A 17,598-nucleotide genomic window follows, 5' to 3' on the forward strand; every position below is an offset into this window, starting at 1 on the left:
CGCACCCGCGATGAGGTGATTATTGCGGCGATGGAGCGATCACGCCAAGACCCCAGGTCGACTCTCAAGTTCCGCTCCTCGAAAGCGGCAGTCCCAGCACGACGGATTGACTTGAACGAGCATTGCGACGGAGCAACCATTGGAGCGATGCACGCAGGCACCCACGGTGGACGGCGCCGTTTGAAGCCGCTTTGCTACAGCTACCTGCAACGCAGAAAAATCCCTGGATAACCGCGAAAACCTAGCCTACTCTGGCGCCATGCGCGGGGGCCTGGAGCGATGGAAGAGAGGCGTCGAGTCCCGCGGGGTCCGGCAAGCTATCTCCTACGCGCTCGAAGGCACGTGCGACGCCCACATGCCCTACCCGACGGGCGCCGAAGCGCTCGAGGCGTATGGCGCAGCATCCGATTCAACCGTCTCTCGGTTCGTCGTCGACAACGGCGTCATCACGACCGACCAACTCACGGCCGGCGGCCTTCGCGTCTGGCTCACCGGGCGCGACCCGGTCACGGGGGAGGAGCGCGGCCACCAGCGGCTGAGCCCCGACGCTGACCTGCTGCTCGACGGCACGCTCAACCACCCGAAGTCGTACAGCATCGCCGCACTGTTGCATCCCGAACTCGCAGCCGAGTTCGAGGCCCTCCAAGACCGGTTGCGGGACCGCATCCTGCTCATGTGGCAGACGGAGCTCAATGCACGCCGCGGGCACGGCGGACTCATTCGCGAGGCGATCACGCGCATCGAAGTCGTCGAGCTCCAACACCGTCGCTCACGAGCGCTCGACCCGCACATCCACCGTCACCTGTGGCTCAGCATCAAGGCGCTCGGTGCGGACGGCAAGTGGTCAAACCTCGATTCCCGTGTCGCGATGAAGATGCACACGGTGGTCAACGCCGAGGGCGAACTCGCCGCCCGCACAGATCCGGCCTGGATCGCCGCGCTCGCCCGGCATGGATACACGCTCGACCTCAATGGCGAGATCGCCGAACTCGCCATTGCCGTCCGACCCGTCTCGCGCCGGTCGGCGCAAATCGAAGCCAACCGCGCGCGCCTGATCGCGGAGTGGTCGGCGACGCATGGAGGATCTGCGCCGAGCGTGGAGGTGCTGCAGCAGATCGATCGGCGCGCGCGGGCGGTGTCGCGTCCGAACAAGCCGGCCGATCTCGATGAGGCGTCGTGGGAGGCGCGCGTCCGCGACGAGATCGCAGCGATCGATCCCAGTCTGATCACCCCCCGCGCACCCCTTTCGATTGCTGCGATAGACCTGAATGCTGTCGACCTGGATCTACTCGCTGCACAGGCAGTTGTCGACGCAAACGAACGGTCCACATCCTGCGGCGGGAGGTTCAGCATCTTCGACATCCGCGCGTGAGCAATACGCGCGCTCTCGCGAACGGGCGTCGTTGCGGAGCGCGATCGGCTCGACGGCGTGATCGCCGACATCACTGAGCGTGCCACGGGCGCCGTCTACGGGCTCGTTGCGGACGATCCGCCGGCGCACGTGAAGGCGTTCATGGCGACCGAGACTGTACGCGCCGAGGTGCGTCTCGCTGGCCGCTTGAACGTGCTCGCCCGACCGGGGCGCTCCCTGCTGCCGGGGGAGTTGCACCAGCTTGCACCGAACGAGGATCTGTCGGCACTGGATGCGTCGCAACGCGTTTCCGCGTGCGCCATCGCCGGCACGGACGGGCTCGTCACGGTGACCGGCCCCGCCGGCGCGGGTAAGACGACGATGCTGCGCGCTGCGTTCACGGCGCTCGCGTCGCAACAGCGGCGGATGCTTGTTGTTGCTCCCACACGGAAAGCGGCATCTGTGGCGTCTCGCGAGGTCGGGGCAGCGGCATCCAGTATTCATGCCTTGCTTTCGGACCATGGCTACCGATGGGGCACCGACAAGGCCGGCGCAGAGGTGTGGACCAGGCTTCGAGTGGGAGAAGTCGATCTCAGCACTGGCGCCGTATACGGCGGACCAACCCAGTACGTGTTGCGTTCTCGCGATCGGATCGTCGTCGACGAAGCCGGCATGGTCGACCTGCAGACGGCAAACGTCCTCGTGGAGCTCGCGATCGAGCAGGGTGTCGGGCTGGCGTTCGTGGGTGACACGCATCAGGCGTTGCCGGTCGGACACGCGGGTGCGATGGGTTCCGCCATCCGGCACGCGAACGCTGCGGTGGAGCTCGACACGGTGCACCGGTTCCGCGATCCCGACTACGCGGCGCTCACACTGCGGCTCCGGGATGCGGGTGATCGCGAGCGTGCGCTAGTGGGTTGCTGGCGAGCTTGCCGAACGCGGTCACGTCGATCGGGTCGATCATCACGACGCGGCGCGTGGGCGAATGATCGACGTGTACTTCGAGTTGCACGCGCGCGGCAAGCGGGTGACGTTGGTTTCCGGTACCAACGCTGAGGCGGATGCGATTAACGACGCGATCCAGCAGCGGCGAGTCGATCGGGGCGAGCTTGACGTTCGCGTCGTCGCGTGGGGGATCGGGCAGCAGCGCATCCTCGTCGGCGACACCGTCCAGACTCGTCGCAACGACCGGCTCACGGGAGTCGAGAATCGCGCGCAGTGGGTGGTGCGCGGCATCCGCGACGAGTACCTGTCTCTGGTTTCCGTGAGCGACAGCGGCCAGGTGGCGCGTGTGTCCACCGAGTACGCGCGCGAGCACCTGCAGCTCGCCTACGCGTCCACCGTGCACGGCGTGCAGGGCGACACCGCCGATGCATCAGTTGTCGGGCCGGATGTCGATGCCGCGGGACTCTACGTAGGCCTCACGCGCGGGCGGTTGTACAACGTCGGGATCGTCGTAGCGCGGACGGATGCCGCGGCGCGCGAGTGCCTCGCCGAGTCGATGCAGCGCGGGACCCCGGAGTTGACGATGCAGGATGCTGTGCGCGCGGCCCAGGCCGAGGTGCGGCGTGCGGCGAAGAACCGGGAGTCGGCGATGGCTACGGGGCCGGTGGTCGGGGCACCGAGTGCGGGGCGCGGGATCGGGGTTTGAGCCCGCCTATTGCGATGGCGGACCGGGTATCGCGCGCTTATCACCGTCGGTCTACGTGGCTGGAATCGACGGGGAGCCCGCTTCACCAATGATCAGCTTGGTGAATCCGTCCAACAGAGCCTCCTTCGCTTTGGGGCTGGTCGCGAACTCCTTTACGGCGGGAAACTGCCAGAGTGCGGCGCCCGCTGCGCCGAGTACGCCACAGACCAGTCCAGCCTGAGCGATGGGTTGCCAGCTGAATTGGGGAGTGAACTGAATATTGGACATCCTGTAGCTCTCATTCCTAGGTAGACACCGCCGACGATCGGCAGCTCCTGGTCGAAGCTACCACACTTATGCTCAGATGATTATAAGTGGAGCAATTTCGCTCGATCGTCAAGAATCAGGTTATGATCTACTCATGTCGGATCTTCGCGTGACGGTCGTTCCTGTGGCACTGAGGGCGGATGAGGACGAGCAAGCGAAGACGCCGCTTTCGCTTTCCTTCTTCAAGCTGGACTCTAGGTGGCTGACTGAAGCTGTCTCCGCTGCGCCGAACGTCATTGCCGCCGCAAGTCGACTTCTCAGGGAGGCAGTGCCGGACGAGCTCGTAGCCGGCGGGCGCCAAGCATCCGACACATTTCGTCTCGAGAATGCGGGCGTTGACTACTCCTCCGGATCTCCGAACTTGCTATTGACGGCGGCGTTGCCGATCGCGGCCACCGAGCTACGAAACCAGTGTTGGACGGAGCTGATTCCGTGGGGCGCGGCCGTCGGGGATGGCGGCCAGTTGCCGCCGCTCGACCCAGTGAGGAGCGCAGTTGCGATGTACTGGCGGGAGCAACTCACAAAGACGACGGCAGCTCTCGACTTCTTGCCCAAGTACTTTCCCGCGTCGCAGGTGCGCGCAGTGTATGAGTCCTTGTGGGGAGGTAGCCAATCGGAGAGCAACTTTCAGCGTTGGTTGACGACAGCGCGAGATGCGGGCGGCGCTGCCATCTGCGAGGAGATAGCTGACACATCGGTTCGGGAGGAAGCTCAGGCGGCTTTCGCGAGAAACCTGACTACCGCCGGCATGGCTACAGGTATGACGACGGCGAGCGCGGTCGCGGGCGCGTGGGATCCAAAGTTCGTTGGCACCAGTGGCAAAGTCTCGGCCCTGGCCGGACTGGCGGTCATTCCTGCTGCGGTTGTCGCGGGCGCACTCGTCGGATCTTTCGTCAGCTGGCAACGTTCCAGGGTCACGGGGAGGCCGCCAACCTGGTACCGCCGCACGGTCACAACTAGATCTGAACTAAAGGCTTTGTATGCCGTCCGTCCTGCGGTGCCCCTGCCGTCTAGCAACTTCGTAAGTTAAGCCCTGTCGCGACGCGCCCGCTCACGTGGTTCAGACGCCCAGAAGCCAGGTGGCGTTCAGTCGTTACCGGGGCCAATTCATGTCCATGTCGCGGTTCCGTGCCAATCGCCCTCCGGTTCTCTAAGAGCGCACGCTTCCAGGTGGCGTAGCAGATGCTACTCGATACGCTCGGGCTGGCGTTCGTGCGGGACGCGCATCAGACTATGCGTGGTGGGGATGCGGCTGCGATGCGTTCTGCGTCCCCAGGCGAACGCCGCGGTCGAGCTCGACACACGGCGCGCCGATATCGCGATCCCGACTTCGCCACGCACTAATCATGCCAAGAGTGCCCGTATGCGCTGCAGCGCCGCCGCCGCGACCTCGCTAGCTCGGGCAGCCCCCGGATCCTTGTGTTTCATCAGCCAGCAGGCTTGGCCGTAGTAGACGACCAACGCTTGGATTTCGCTCGACTCAGCAATGGCCCAGTCACGAAGCGCACGAATCTCGGTCGACCAAGGACCGTTGCGCGAGAAGGAATCGGCATCCGCCCACGCCGAGCAATCCACCTCTGCCCAACAGTGCTCTATCGGGCTCTTGGGATGAGCGATGAGTGAAAGTTCTAGTGCAGCAGCGTCGAGTGATGACGGCAGGACTCCGCAATCAGCGAAATCAATCACTACGACGCGACCATCGTCGTCCACCAGGACGTTCTCGCCATGGAAGTCACCGTGGCAAAGCTTCCGAGATATTTCTATCTGAACGTCATCGAGGGCGGTTAGCTCCGATCGGAAGGTCGGCAACTCGACGAAAACTTCGTCGTCTAACAGATCTCGACGATAATCGCCGATCGTCGTCGTAATCCGATCCACCTCGGCAGTCCACCCGCTGAGGGCCGAACGAACTGCTGCAATACTGACCGGCGGAGGCGAAGCTTCCATTCTCGAGAACAACGACGAGCTGGATGGCGACGCGAGTGACGAGGCAACTGCCGCCATGCCGCGTAGGCCGCTATCTAGGGTTCGGATCTGAGGAGCGAAGCAGCCTACGGTTAGACGATTGGCAACGTAGCGGTTATAGAGCGCAACCTCGTGCCTGATGCGTTCCTGCGAGTCCAGCTTTAGGACGACGACGGCATCCGGGTTGCTGTCCTGCATAAATCGCACCAATCCGACCCGCGCCTTCGACAGCCCACTCATAGGTGTGACCTCTGCGGAGGTGCTTCCTATCGAGCGTCCATACACTTGCACAGCCCGGACGAACATCTCGTCCAGGGAATCCCCAGCGTCGAACACCGTGCAGAGAGCGAGGTCTGCCAACCCTTCCCGAATTCGCCGGAAGTATGCCTCTATCTTGGCAGGGTCGCCCTTGACGACAACCTGTGTCAACGGAAACGCTGGCACACCCATCACATCCGCGACTCCGCCACTCGCCGTGCGACTGCTCGTGTTGTCGACACTCGCGTGCGCTGACAGGAAGACGACAGGTGTGCCTGGAGAATGCAGGTGCAGCGCCTCGTAGGCGGCAATGCCGTGTTGCTCGCTTGCATCCAGGGACGACTCATCGGACCTGATCTGGATATCGCAGATTGCAAGGTCGAAGAATTGCGTTTCGATCGCCCGAAGCGCTTCGGCGAGGCTGCCAACTACCGTCACGGCGACTTCCCCAAAGACATGTTGTAGCGACTCAATAGTCTGTCGAACGCTCCGATCCTCGTCCTCGATCAGCAGCACTCTCATGCTTGGGCAGCCTCCCGTTGCGGCCAACGAATCTCGCACGATGTGCCCCGGGGCTCCCGGGGCACCAATCGAATAGTGCCGCTAAGCGAATCCATTGCCTGCCCTGCGATCGCTAGCCCGAGACCGAAGTGCTCATCCTTCGATTTCGTCGTGGTTCCGGGGTCGAATGCATTAGGAAAGTCGGCAGGAAGCCCCGCACCCTCATCGAGGACCACTATCCAGGCATCCGCTTCGGATCCCCCGCAATTTACGATGATGGGGGCGAGACCAGCCTCGGACGCCTCAATCGCGTTTCTGATGGCGTTATCGATCGCCAGGCGCACAAGGACGGGGTCCCCCTTTACAACCACAGGATCTTGCCTCATCGCAACGACAGCCTTTGCTCGGTAGCCGCGCTCTTCAATGTGATCGGATAACATCGTCGAGAGGTCAAACTCGACTATCGTAGGCGACTTCGAGGCGTCGCTAAGTATAGCAATCGCATCGAGAAACTCATTTAAGCGATTGGCGGCTCTGAATGTGGCACTCGTCTCGTATAACTGCCCCATCTCCCTGCGAGCAGCCAGGATGACGTCCGTCACCAGTGGGCGTGCTTCGTGGATCAGAGTTCGGGTGATTTTCTGCGTCACTACTGCGCGGACATCATCAAGATCCGAACTCGCCGTCTCTGAAGTCCAAATGGCGGTCGCCGGTACTGGCATTCCCGATCGTCGAAGTTGATCTATCGAGTTGTCCAGCGCTCGTCGGACCCATGAATCCCGCTCCGTTGCTCGAAGCTGGACCATTCGACTCAGATTGCCCGGGTCCGACGTGAGACCGAGCTGTCGCGCCGCCTCGAGTCGTTCGGTGGACGTACCCGTTGCAAGCACGTGCCACAGCGCTTCCGATGTCATTCGGCTTCCTGGGACCCGTAGAACGCCGCACGTTTTTCAAACGCCTCGACGCCCCCCTCCATTATCCTTTCAATTGCCTCCACAATCGTTTGATCATCCAGCCCGCCGGCCTCTGCTACAAAGCCGTTCTCGCCGTCGGAGGCCATGACGATGACGTTGTCTGCGTTGCCGATCACCGGAATGTTCGCGTTGTGGGATGCGAAGATGTACTGGACCTCGGGTTGCCGTCGGAGGAGCGCGGCGACAAGCGTCTCGGCAATGAAGGCGTTATCAAGATGATCTTCCGGTTGATCGAGTAGTAGAGGATCTCCCGTATGCCCCAGCAGCAAGGGAAGTACCACGGTGCAGCGTTGCCCCAGCGACAGTCGGTCCGTTGACTTGTAATCCTTGCCATCCAGCAAAAGAAGATCTACTTCATCCGGCACGTTGACGGATATCAAGTCAGGGGTACTTGCCCTCAGCGCGCTGAGGACTACCGCCGCGCGCTCCGTCGCTAGATTAACGACTCGCGCAAGAGCAGCAGCATCTTGGTTCTCCACCCAACGGACTAGTTCGTGGGGTGCAACCGCGTCGGCAATAAGCGGTGCGAGCGCATTGTAATGAAGTCCACTTCCGCGGAGCGCGCCGATGATCGCAGCACTATATTCCTCCGTGCCGGCGGACTTCGATATCTCAACTCGAACGATCGGGCCGACTTGCTCGTTCAGCCTCGCAACGATCGCTTGCCGTTCATCGAAGATGGCTTGCTTGGCGTTCTCGAGCTGATTGAGCGCTTCGTCCCTCTGGGCGACAATGGTTGCGAGATGCTCCTGGCGCTTCGCTAGGCGGGAGTTTGTCGCTGCAAGTTGACCCAGTCTCTCCTCAAGATCTGCAACGGTCCTGGCTGCCTGACTCGCGCCAGCCTGCAGCAATTCGAGTGATTGACGAAGTTCCCGACTCTTCTGATCTACTCTCACCCGAAGGCGATCATTGGTGACCTTCTGATCTCGTATCGCGTGTTCCCAAGCTTGAGCTGCGGTCGATGCAGATGTTAGGGCCTCGGCGACCCGGCGCCGGTGAGCACGAACTGACTCGAACACATCCTTCCCTGCCCCGTCGGGCCATGATGCGTCCTCGCTCAGATCACTAAGAGCGCGCTGAATCTGCGACTTGGTGCCAGCGGCTTCCCGCTCTTGCTGAGCAATCAGCTCGCTCCGTACTCCAATCACTTGTGCGCTTGCTTGCAGCCTTGTTAGCTCTTGTTGGTCAGCGTCGGAGGCCTGAGAGTTCGCCAATAGCTCCAGTTGCTGCTCCCTTGCGGATTCGAGCTCGCTCCTCAAGGGGACAGCAGACGCCGTGGTGTCTTTCAGGCTCTCGATCTCGCGGAGAAGATCTACGATGGCTTGGGTGGAGCTCGCCACGGATGCCGTGAGCGACTCAACCAACGAAGTCGAACTTTGCCGGCCATCCCTGAACCGATCAATTAGATGAAGGCGCCCCGATTTCTGCGCGCCGACCGCCTCGATCTCGTTCTGCCCGAGAACTGTACAAGACACTCCCACCATTGCGAAGGAGGGAGAGTCCATCGAGCCGCTTCGATGAGCCTGGAATACGGAGTCGCCGTCGCGCACCGTCACGGTGACAGCCCCACCGCCGAGAATTGCCTGCGCTTGCTGCTTTCCGCGATCGGCAGCTGATTTTGTGAACGCGCTAGCGCCCAGCGCGTACCGGACCAGCTCGATGATCGAAGTCTTCCCTGTTCCACGGGCTCCGACGATCACGTTCAAGCCAGGAGTGAAATGTATGTCGATGCCGGCCAAGAAACCTTCGGCGTCCACCTGCAGTCGCTCGATATACGGCATGGTTGGTCGCTCATTTCCTTGTCGCCAGTACACCGCCATGCTAGCGTCGCAGCGCTCTCCTCCTGGCGCGCAGTCGCATACTAGCCTCGACACATCAACGTTCGCGGTGGCAACCCGGACTTTGTCTTATCGGCAACCTTCCCAAGCCGGGACTCCCCAAGGGTCCGAGACGCAAACCGCGCACACACCCGCGCGCAGATCGGGAGGGCCCTACGTTTGCCGCTTTTCCTCCTACTGCAACGTCATCGCCAAGGTCCTCGACGCGGGCGATGGCCATATCGCAGAGGTTGCGCGGCGCGCGAGCCTGCCCTATACGACCCCTTACTCTCCTTAACTGCCGGTCCCAACAGCGTGAGGGGCCTTCGCGACAAGGAGGATCGGAATGTTCAAAACGTGTTCGAGTCCCTCCAGGGGCACCACATCATCGAGGCGGCCGGACCGGGTCAAGCCGTCAGAGCCTGATCGGCGAGGACTGGTCACTCCGCGAACCGTCCCGTCAATAGTTTCGCTGACACTGGACTCGAGTGTGACACTCACCCCATGCGCACCATCGTCATCACCGGAGCCAGCGACGGGATCGGGGCCACGGCATCCCGTCAGCTCGTTGCTCGGGGGCACCGTGTCGTCCTCGTCGGCCGCTCGCCGAAGAAGACGCGGGCCGTCGCGGCTGAGCTCGGCACGCCGTACCACCTCGCGGACTTCTCCGACCTGGCGCAGGTGCGCCGGCTCGCGGAAGAGCTGCTGGAGGCGTACTCGCGGATCGACGTGCTCGCCAACAACGCGGGCGGCGTCTTCGGGAAGCGGCAGCTGACCGGTGACGGGTTCGAGCAGACATTCCAGGTGAATCACCTCGGCCCGTTCCTGCTCACGAACCTGCTGCGCGAGCGGCTGGTCGAGAGCGAGGCATCCGTCATTCAGACCGCCAGCGCGGCGGCCCGACTGTTCTCGCGCTTCGACGTCACCGACCTCAACGCCGCGCGCCGCTACTCGGGGTGGCGGGCGTACGGCAACGCGAAGCTCGCGAACATCCTGTTCACGCGCGAGCTGCAGCGGCGGTGGGGGAGCGACGGCGTCTCGGCGGTCGCGTTCCACCCCGGCGTGGTCGCGACGAACTTCGCGGGAAACACGGGCGGAGCGCTGCGCTGGATGTACCACAGCCCCCTCGCGCGCCGTCTGCTGACGACGACGGAGGAGGGCGGCAAGCGCCTCGTGTTCCTCGCCGACGGGACGCCGCGCGAGGACTGGCTGCCCGGCGCCTACTACGAGAACGACCGCGTCACGAAGACACACCGGCTCGCGACCGATCCGCGCCTCGCGCAGGAGTTGTGGGAGCGCAGCGCGGAGATGGTGGCCCTCGGCTGAGGTTGCGGGCGTCGAGAGCATCGCGCCGCGCGACCCGTTAGCCAAGCAGGCCGGAGTAGAGACCGGTCGCTGCCGGTCCGGCGACGCCGATGATGCCGAGGGCAACCGCGGCGCTCCACAGCATCCGCACGCGTTTCGCGGTCACGACCTCACGCTGTAGGGCTGCGAAGGCGGCTGAGTCGGTCGTGGCCGCCACTTCGCGGGTCCACGTCTCGCGGGCTCGCACCACGTCGTTCAGGGTCGATAGCTGACCAGCATCGACGCGCGGCTTCCGCAATTTCAGCCAACGGAGGAGGTCGCTCGCCTCGAGCACGGTCACGTCCTCCTGCTGTTCTCGGACGCTCACCTGCCTCGCGCCGACGATGACAACAACAGCCGCTACGGGAACGGGTGTTCCTGTCGCAGCGGTCAGGAGCTTCGCGGTCCGGCGAGCCTCGTACCGCGCGTTCCGAAGATGGTCCGTCGGCTGGCCATTCACGAACAGTCGGCGGCGTCCGACCCCGACTCGAGCGCCCTCGTGGTGCTTCGTGTTGATGGTGAAGGCGCCGGCGGCCCCGACGACGACATGGTCGATGTCACTGCCCTGCGTACCCACCGGGACGGAGTGAACGACCGTCCAACCGTCGCCCAATGACGCGAGCCGTCGCGCGACCTCCAACTCACCCAACGCACCGAGGTACCAGGAGCGGGATGCGTCGGACAACGGAGAGCGGCCGAGCAGTCGAGCAAGCCACGAGCGTGGTCGGGCGTCCGCTTGTGTGCGAAGGCACTCCGCGATCACCGCAGCGCCAGCAACGGTGCCGAACTCAGTCGGCGGAACGGGGGTGCCGCGAACGGCACCCATCGAGGAAGCTTCCGAGGTCATCGAGCTGAGTCTAGGGATCAGTCCAGCCGGCTACCCGGTCCTACTCCGACGCCCAGCCCGCGACGATGCGGGTGCACTCCGCTCGCGTCTCGCCGAGGTCGGCGAGGTCCCGTTCGAAATCGGCGACCTGTGGGTCGAGCTGGTCGTCCGGCGTCCGATGCCTGGCCAAGAGATCGAGATTGGCCCGCGCAGTGTGGTTCGTGCCCTCGAGCGCCGCCCTCAGAGCCTCCACCGCGACGCGGAGATCCGCCTCGACGTGCGGATTGCCGATGTCGGCCAGCAGTCGGACCTCCTCGAGAAGGGATGCCGCGATCCGGCCGACGTCGAGTGCCGACGCGACGGCTGCGACCGTCGCCTCTCGGACCGCCCGCTCCCGGTCGGGGCCCCGCTCCATCGCGAGAGCCGCACCGAAAGCCGCGGACAGGACGCCGTCCTCCTCGGCGGCCTCCATCGCCAGACCCCGCTTATCGCTGAGTCGCTGCTCAGCCTGTCGAGCCTCAAGATCGTCGGCGGTGTAGGCCGCCACCATTCCGAGCAACCCCGCGGCGATACCCGTCATTACGCCGCAGGCGGCCCCTCCGCCCGGCGCACCTTTTGCCTGGGCGAGACGGTCCACCCATTCGGCGAGCGGCGTCTCTGCAGGGTCGATGTCATCGCTGGCCATGCGACGACGCTACCCTCAGCGACTCCCGGTGATGAAGCGGGCGAGCCGACGGCTGGCGAGGATACGTCCGCGGTCGCCCGCTGCAACCCTTCGAGGAGAAGAGACACCGTGCTTTACCGTGACTCCATGACCCGCCCCCTGCCCTTCGACGTCGCGCCGTGGAGCATCGGTCTCAGCGGCGTCGACGTCGACCGTCTGTCGCACCGCGAGTCCGTCTTCGCCCTCTCGAACGGGCACATCGGCTGGCGCGGGCTGCTGGACGAGGGGGAGCCCCACGGCGTTCCGGGCAGCTACCTCAACGGCGTCTTCGAGGAGCACCCGATGCCTTACGCCGAGGACGGCTACGGCTACCCCGAGTCCGGGCAGAGCGTCATCAACGTGCCCAACGGCCAGGTCATCCGCCTCACCGTCGACGACGAACCCCTCGACATCCGCGAAGGCACCCTCCACGACCACGAGCATCACCTCGACTTCCGAGCCGGCACCCTGGAACGCACGCTCACCTGGACCTCGCCCGCCGGCAGCACCGTCCGCATCCACTCGACCCGCCTCGTCTCGCTCGCCCACCGCTCCGTCGCCGCCGTCCGGTACGAGGTCGAAGCCGTCGACGGCCCGGTCACGATCACCATCCAGTCCGAGCTCGTCGCGAACGAACCCCTGCCCGAGCCGCACCCCGACCCGCGCGTGCAGGACATCCTCGAGACCCCGCTGCGCAGCGCGGGCAGCTTCGTCTTCGGCAGCGCCGCGACCCTCGTCCACGAGACCCGCAACAGCGGGATCGGCGTCGCCGTCAGCACGGACCACCTCGTGTCGGGCGCGAACGCCGAGGTGCGCACCGCGGCATCCGACGATCTCGCCCGCACCACCATCCGCGCCCGCCTCGCATCCGGCGAACGGCTCGAGGTCGTCAAGATCGTCGGGCACGCGTGGGCGACCGGACTCTCGGCGCCCGCCCTGCGGGACCGCGCCGAAGCCGCCGTCGCCGACGCGATGCGGGACGGCTGGAGCGGCCTCGCCGCCGCGCAGCGCGAACGCCTCAACGACTTCTGGACCTGCGCCGACGTCCGCGTCGACGGGCAGCCCCGCCTGCAGCAGGCGGTGCGGTTCGCGCTGTTCTCGGTGTTCCAGGCGGCAGCGCGCGCTGAGCAGCGCTCCGTCCCCGGTAAGGGACTGACCGGCGCCGGCTACGCGGGCCACACGTTCTGGGACTTCGAGGCCTACGTCCTGCCCGTCCTCACCGCGACCGCACCGGATGCCGCGCGCGAAGCCCTCCGCTGGCGCCACGCCACCCTCGACCACGCCCGCGACCGCGCGCGCCAGCTGCACCTGCAGGGTGCGGCGTTCGCGTGGCGCACCATCGACGGACGCGAGTCGTCGGGATACTGGCCCGCCAGCACCGCCGCGTTCCACATCAACGCCGACATCGCCGCCGCCGTCGTCCACTACGTCCGCGCGACCGGCGACGTCGACTTCGAACGCGACGCCGGCCTCGAGATCCTCGTCGAGACCGCCCGCCTCTGGCAGTCCCTCGGCCGCACCGACGCCGACGGACGCTTCCACATCGACGGCGTCACCGGCCCCGACGAGTACACCGCCCTCTACGACGACAACGTCTTCACCAACCTGATGGCCCGGGCGAACCTCGAAGCCGCCGCGGATGCCGCGCGTCGGCATCCGGATCTCGCCCGTGATCTCGGGGTCGACGACGGCGAGATCGGCGGGTGGGTGCGCACCGCCCGCGCGATGCACGTGCCGTACGACGAGGAACGCGGCGTGCACCCGCAGGCCGCGCGGTTCACCGAGCTGGAGCGGTGGGACTTCGAGGCCGACACCCCCGGCGACGAGCTGCTGCAGGAGCGCTACCCGTACGTGCAGCTCTACCGCAAGCAGGTGCTCAAGCAGGCGGACCTCGTGCTCGCACTGTTCTTCTGCACCGACGCGTTCACGGCGGACGAGAAGGCGCGGGCGTTCCGCTACTACGAGGCGCTGACCGTGCGCGACTCGTCGCTGTCGGCGGCGATCCAGGCGGTGGTCGCCGCCGAGGTCGGGCACCTCGGGCTCGCGGCCGACTACCTCGCCGAAGCCGCGACGATCGACCTCGACGACCTGCACGGCAACGCCGAGGACGGCCTGCACATCGCGTCGCTCGGCGGCATCTGGACCGCGCTCGTCGCCGGCTTCGGCGGCATGCGCGACACGGCCGACGGACTGCGGTTCGCCCCTCGGCTGCCGGAGCAGCTGACGGGCCTCGCGTTCGGCATCCGCTGGCGCGGCCGAACCCTGCGTCTCGAGATCGCGGTGGATGCCACGACCTATCGCATCAATGCCGGCGCGCCGCTGACGATCCGGCACTTCGGCGAGCCGGTGGAACTGACGTCCCGCGCGGACGTGACGTTGCCGACACCGCCGCTGCCGGACCCGGGGGAGCGCCCCACCCAGCCGAAGGGCCGCGAGCCGCGGCCGTTCGCCGAGGCGCTCGCGGAGTAATGCGTGGCGCGGCGCGATCTCGCTCGGCCGCTGTCGCCCCGGCATCCGAAACCGATGTCGGAGGCCCTCACCACAATGGGAGTATGACCACCTGGCACGGCACGATCGGCACGCGGGAGCGACTCGCGCCCCTCGCCGACATCGCGCACGAGGCGGTCATGGCCGAGAAGCTCCTCACTCAGGCGCAGATCGTGCAGCTGCAGGTCCTCGCCCGCGCGGGCGAGCTCGCCGAGAAGCAGGCCGCCGATTCACCCGCGCGTGTGCAGGCGCACGACATGGCGCTGCGTGCGATCGCCGCCGAGCTCGGCGGGCTCATGCGGCTCACCGACCGCACCGTGCAGCGCCGCATCACCCAGGCGCGCACGATCGTCGAGGATTACGCCGCCTCTCTTGCGGCCTGGCGCGCCGGGATCATCACCCGCGGACACGTCGACCTCATCGTCGAGGCGGGCGCCGACCTGCCCGCCGACATCCGCCTGCCCTTCGAAGCCGTCGCGATCCAGCGCTGCCGCCGCGACACCCCCAACCGCGTCCGCGCCGAGATCGAGATGCTCGCGTTGCGCATGCACCCGCGCACCTTCACCGAACGCCACCAGGATGCCGCGGCCCGCCGCGCCGTCCGCCTGACCCCCGGCCGCGACGGCATGAGCGACCTCGTCGCGACTCTCCCCACTGTCATCGCCGAAGGCATCCACGACCGGCTCACCCGTCAGGCCCGCGCCATCATCGACACGCGGACCGAACGCTCGAGCGACGTCGTCGACACCGACGGCCGCACCACGGACCAGGTCCGCGCCGACGTCTTCGCCGACCTCCTGCTCGCCGGCACCCCGGCCCTCGATGACACCCGTGACACCACCGCCGGCCCGCTGGGTGCGATCCGTGCCCACGTGCAGGTGGTCATCCCCGCGCTCGCGCTCTCCGGCGCCGAGGTGCCCTGCGACCTCGTCGGTCGCACCCCGATCGACGCGGCCACCGCGCGGCGCCTCGCCGGTGAGACTCCCTCGTGGGAACGCCTCGTCACCGACCCCGTCACCCACACGGTGCTCGCCGTCGACACCTACCGGGTGCCGCATCCGCTGCGCCGGCACCTGCGCGCCCGCGACCAGCACTGCCGATTCCCCGGATGCCGCGTCCCCGCCATCCGCTCCGAGATCGACCACACGCACGACCACGCCCTCGGCGGGCGCACCGAGAGGTCGAACCTCGCCCACCTGTGCCAACGGCACCATTCGATGAAGCAGTTCACCGCCTGGAGGGTCCGACAACTCGGGGGTGGCGTCCTCGAATGGACCTCACCCCTCGGCAGGATTTACCGCGAAGACGCACCCACCCCGGCCGTCGCCTTCACCCCTGCCAAGCGGACCCCGCACACCCACGATCCGGCACCGTTCTGAGAGCCGCCGTTCCGACTCACGCGAAGGCGCGCCGCGCAACCGCGGGATCGAGCAGGACGGCAAGGCTCCGCGCGGCGTGAACCGTCCCCACACGTTCACGCCGCACGGCATCCGTCGATGTGTCGCGCGGGGCGATCCATCCCCCAGAAGTCACACCGCACGGCATCCATCGTCATTGTCGGGCGATGCCAGCGTAGGGATGCCGCGCAACCGGTCGCGATGGGGACTCCTCCCCATTGCGCGGGCGTGGTCGACCCGACTCAGGGCAGGATGCTGTCCACGTACCCGCCGTCGACGCGCAGCGCGCCACCCGTGGTCGCCGACGCCAGCGGCGACGCGAGGTACACGACCATGTTCGCGATCTCCTCGGGCTCGATCAGACGCCCGATCAGCGACTGCGGACGCGCCGTGCGCATGAACTCGCGCTGCGCCGCCTCCCAGTCGAGCGACCGGTCGACCATCTCGTACACGAAGTCCTCGACGCCCTCGGTGTGCGTCGGGCCGGCGATCACCGAGTTCACCGTCACGCCCGTCCCCGCCGCCGCCTTCGCGAAGCCGCGCGAGACCGCGAGGAGCGCGCTCTTCGACGCGCCGTAGTGGATCATCTCCTCCGGGATGACGACCGCCGAGTCGCTCGCGATGTTCAGCACGCGACCCCAGCCGCGATCCGTCATCCCGGGCAGCACCAGCCGGGTCAGCCGCGCCGCGCTCAGCACGTTCACCTCGAAGAACCGCCGCCACTCGTCATCGCTGATCTCGAGCGCCGGCGTCGAACCGAAGACACCGAGGTTGTTGACGAGGATGTCGACACCACCGGCGGCATCCACCAGCGCTTGCGCACCCTCGGCGGTCGTCACGTCCGCGGCGGCGCCCCGCACCGGAAGCCCGCTCAGCGACGCGACCGCCTTCGACACCCGCTCTTCGCTGCGCCCGTTGATCACGACGTCCGCGCCCGCTTCGGCGAGACGCCGCGCGATCGCGAGCCCGATGCCCTGCGTCGAGCCGGTCACCACCGCGGTCTTGCCGCTCAGGTCCAGCATCAGTCCGTCAGCCATGCGTCGTCCTCTCTCGTACCTCCTTCGATGCTCGCAGACCCACACGGCCCTGGCGCCGTTCGGCGATGGCACGCTGGAAGGGTGACGTCCGCACCGCCCTACCTGACCCGCATCCGCGGACGCGTGCTCACCGCCCTCGCGGGCGACCCGACCGGAATGGCGCCCTACGTCCGCGCCCTCGCCGACGGCGACGACGCCGGACACTTCGCCGAGAACGGCCCCGCCTGGACGGTTCACGCCGGCATGGGAACCCTCGTCGCCGGCATCCGTGCCCTGCTCCTGCAGGCCCTCCACCCGGGCGCCCTCGCCGGCGTCCACGACTGGTCGCGCTACCGCGACGACCCGATCGGCCGCCTCACCGGCACCGTCCGCTGGGTGATCACCCTCACCTACGGCTCGACGGAACAAGCGGATGCCGAGACGGCCCGCGTCGGCCGCTTCCACCGCCGCGTGCAGGGCGAGTACGTCGCCGGCGACGGTTCCGCCCGCACCTACACCGCCGAGCAGACCGACCTCGTGCGCTGGGTGCACCTCGCTTTCACCGATGCGTTCCTGCGCAGCCACCAGGCGTACGGCGGGCCGATCCCCGGCGGCGCCGACGCGTACGTCGCCGATTGGGCGACCGCCGGCCGGCTCATGCGCGTCACCGACCCGCCGCTCACCGACGCCGCACTCCGCGAAGAGATCGACGGGTTCCTCGACCGCGGCGAGCTCCGCCGCGACGAGCGCGTCGACGACGTCGTCCGGTTCCTCAAGAAGCCGCCCTTCACCGGGATGATGGGCGTCGCCTACCGCGTCCTGTTCGCCGCCGCGGTCGCGACCTTCCCGCCGCGCATCCGGCGGATGCTGGGCCTCCGCCGCTCGTGGCTCCCGGTGAAGACGGCGACCCGGATCGTCCTGCGCGTCACCGAGCGCGCGCTGGGGTCGGGACCCCGCGCGCAGGACATGGCGCGCCTGCGGTTGCATCGGCTGGGGCTCTGA

14 protein-coding genes are annotated in these 17,598 nt (G+C 66.5%); 8 read left to right on the forward strand and 6 right to left on the reverse strand.

Annotated elements, in window-relative coordinates; genetic code table 11:
* Nucleotides 1–355 precede the first annotated feature (355 nt).
* From M3190_RS05880 to M3190_RS05895, 4 genes are all read left to right on the forward strand, one after another.
* Complete coding sequence (locus tag M3190_RS05880) at nt 356–1,372, forward strand: relaxase domain-containing protein (protein WP_251579485.1); 1,017 nt, start codon at nt 356–358, stop codon at nt 1,370–1,372.
* 57 nt (nt 1,373–1,429) lie between these two features.
* Complete coding sequence (locus M3190_RS05885; protein ID WP_251579487.1) at nt 1,430–2,407, forward strand: AAA family ATPase; 978 nt, start codon at nt 1,430–1,432, stop codon at nt 2,405–2,407.
* Nucleotides 2,346–3,002, forward strand: coding sequence for a hypothetical protein (locus M3190_RS05890; RefSeq protein WP_251579489.1), 657 nt, complete (start codon nt 2,346–2,348; stop codon nt 3,000–3,002). Before M3190_RS05885 ends, M3190_RS05890 begins: the two co-directional genes overlap by 62 nt.
* Before the next feature lie 400 nt (nt 3,003–3,402).
* Complete coding sequence (locus M3190_RS05895; RefSeq protein ID WP_251579491.1) at nt 3,403–4,338, forward strand: hypothetical protein; 936 nt, start codon at nt 3,403–3,405, stop codon at nt 4,336–4,338.
* 314 nt (nt 4,339–4,652) lie between these two features.
* Here the strand turns inward: M3190_RS05895 and M3190_RS05900 are convergent, their stop codons facing one another.
* The 3 genes from M3190_RS05900 to M3190_RS05910 form a co-directional block, all read right to left on the reverse strand.
* Nucleotides 4,653–6,047, reverse strand: coding sequence for a phosphotransferase (locus M3190_RS05900; protein ID WP_251579493.1), 1,395 nt, complete (start codon nt 6,045–6,047; stop codon nt 4,653–4,655).
* 2 nt (nt 6,048–6,049) lie between these two features.
* Complete coding sequence (locus M3190_RS15505; protein WP_251579495.1) at nt 6,050–6,634, reverse strand: sensor histidine kinase; 585 nt, start codon at nt 6,632–6,634, stop codon at nt 6,050–6,052.
* 308 nt (nt 6,635–6,942) lie between these two features.
* Nucleotides 6,943–8,787, reverse strand: coding sequence for an AAA family ATPase (locus tag M3190_RS05910; protein ID WP_251579497.1), 1,845 nt, complete (start codon nt 8,785–8,787; stop codon nt 6,943–6,945).
* A gap of 540 nt (nt 8,788–9,327) precedes the next feature.
* Between M3190_RS05910 and M3190_RS05915 the strand changes: the two genes are divergently transcribed.
* Complete coding sequence (locus M3190_RS05915; protein ID WP_251579504.1) at nt 9,328–10,149, forward strand: SDR family NAD(P)-dependent oxidoreductase; 822 nt, start codon at nt 9,328–9,330, stop codon at nt 10,147–10,149.
* A 37-nt stretch (nt 10,150–10,186) separates the two neighbouring features.
* On the opposite strand, the gene M3190_RS05920 is transcribed toward M3190_RS05915, so the two are convergent.
* Nucleotides 10,187–11,014: a nuclease-related domain-containing protein gene (locus M3190_RS05920; protein WP_251579506.1), complete on the reverse strand. Its 828-nt coding sequence runs from the start codon at nt 11,012–11,014 to the stop codon at nt 10,187–10,189.
* A 40-nt stretch (nt 11,015–11,054) separates the two neighbouring features.
* Entirely contained in the window at nt 11,055–11,678 is a 624-nt protein-coding gene (locus M3190_RS05925; RefSeq protein WP_251579508.1) for a cyclodeaminase/cyclohydrolase family protein, read from the reverse strand.
* A 126-nt stretch (nt 11,679–11,804) separates the two neighbouring features.
* Between M3190_RS05925 and M3190_RS05930 the strand changes: the two genes are divergently transcribed.
* Nucleotides 11,805–14,165 carry a glycoside hydrolase family 65 protein gene (locus tag M3190_RS05930; protein WP_251579510.1) on the forward strand — a complete coding sequence of 787 codons (2,361 nt, stop codon included), beginning with the start codon at nt 11,805–11,807 and terminating at the stop codon, nt 14,163–14,165.
* An 83-nt stretch (nt 14,166–14,248) separates the two neighbouring features.
* Entirely contained in the window at nt 14,249–15,562 is a 1,314-nt protein-coding gene (locus M3190_RS05935; RefSeq protein WP_251579512.1) for an HNH endonuclease, read from the forward strand.
* 260 nt (nt 15,563–15,822) lie between these two features.
* Here the strand turns inward: M3190_RS05935 and M3190_RS05940 are convergent, their stop codons facing one another.
* Nucleotides 15,823–16,605: an SDR family NAD(P)-dependent oxidoreductase gene (locus M3190_RS05940; RefSeq protein ID WP_439958017.1), complete on the reverse strand. Its 783-nt coding sequence runs from the start codon at nt 16,603–16,605 to the stop codon at nt 15,823–15,825.
* Between the two features lie 39 nt (nt 16,606–16,644).
* Between M3190_RS05940 and M3190_RS05945 the strand changes: the two genes are divergently transcribed.
* Nucleotides 16,645–17,598, forward strand: a complete 954-nt coding sequence (locus tag M3190_RS05945) for an oxygenase MpaB family protein (RefSeq protein WP_439958009.1) — start codon at nt 16,645–16,647, stop codon at nt 17,596–17,598.

The sequence above is a fragment of the Microbacterium oleivorans genome (assembly GCF_023715745.1).
GTDB lineage: Bacteria > Actinomycetota > Actinomycetes > Actinomycetales > Microbacteriaceae > Microbacterium > Microbacterium oleivorans_D.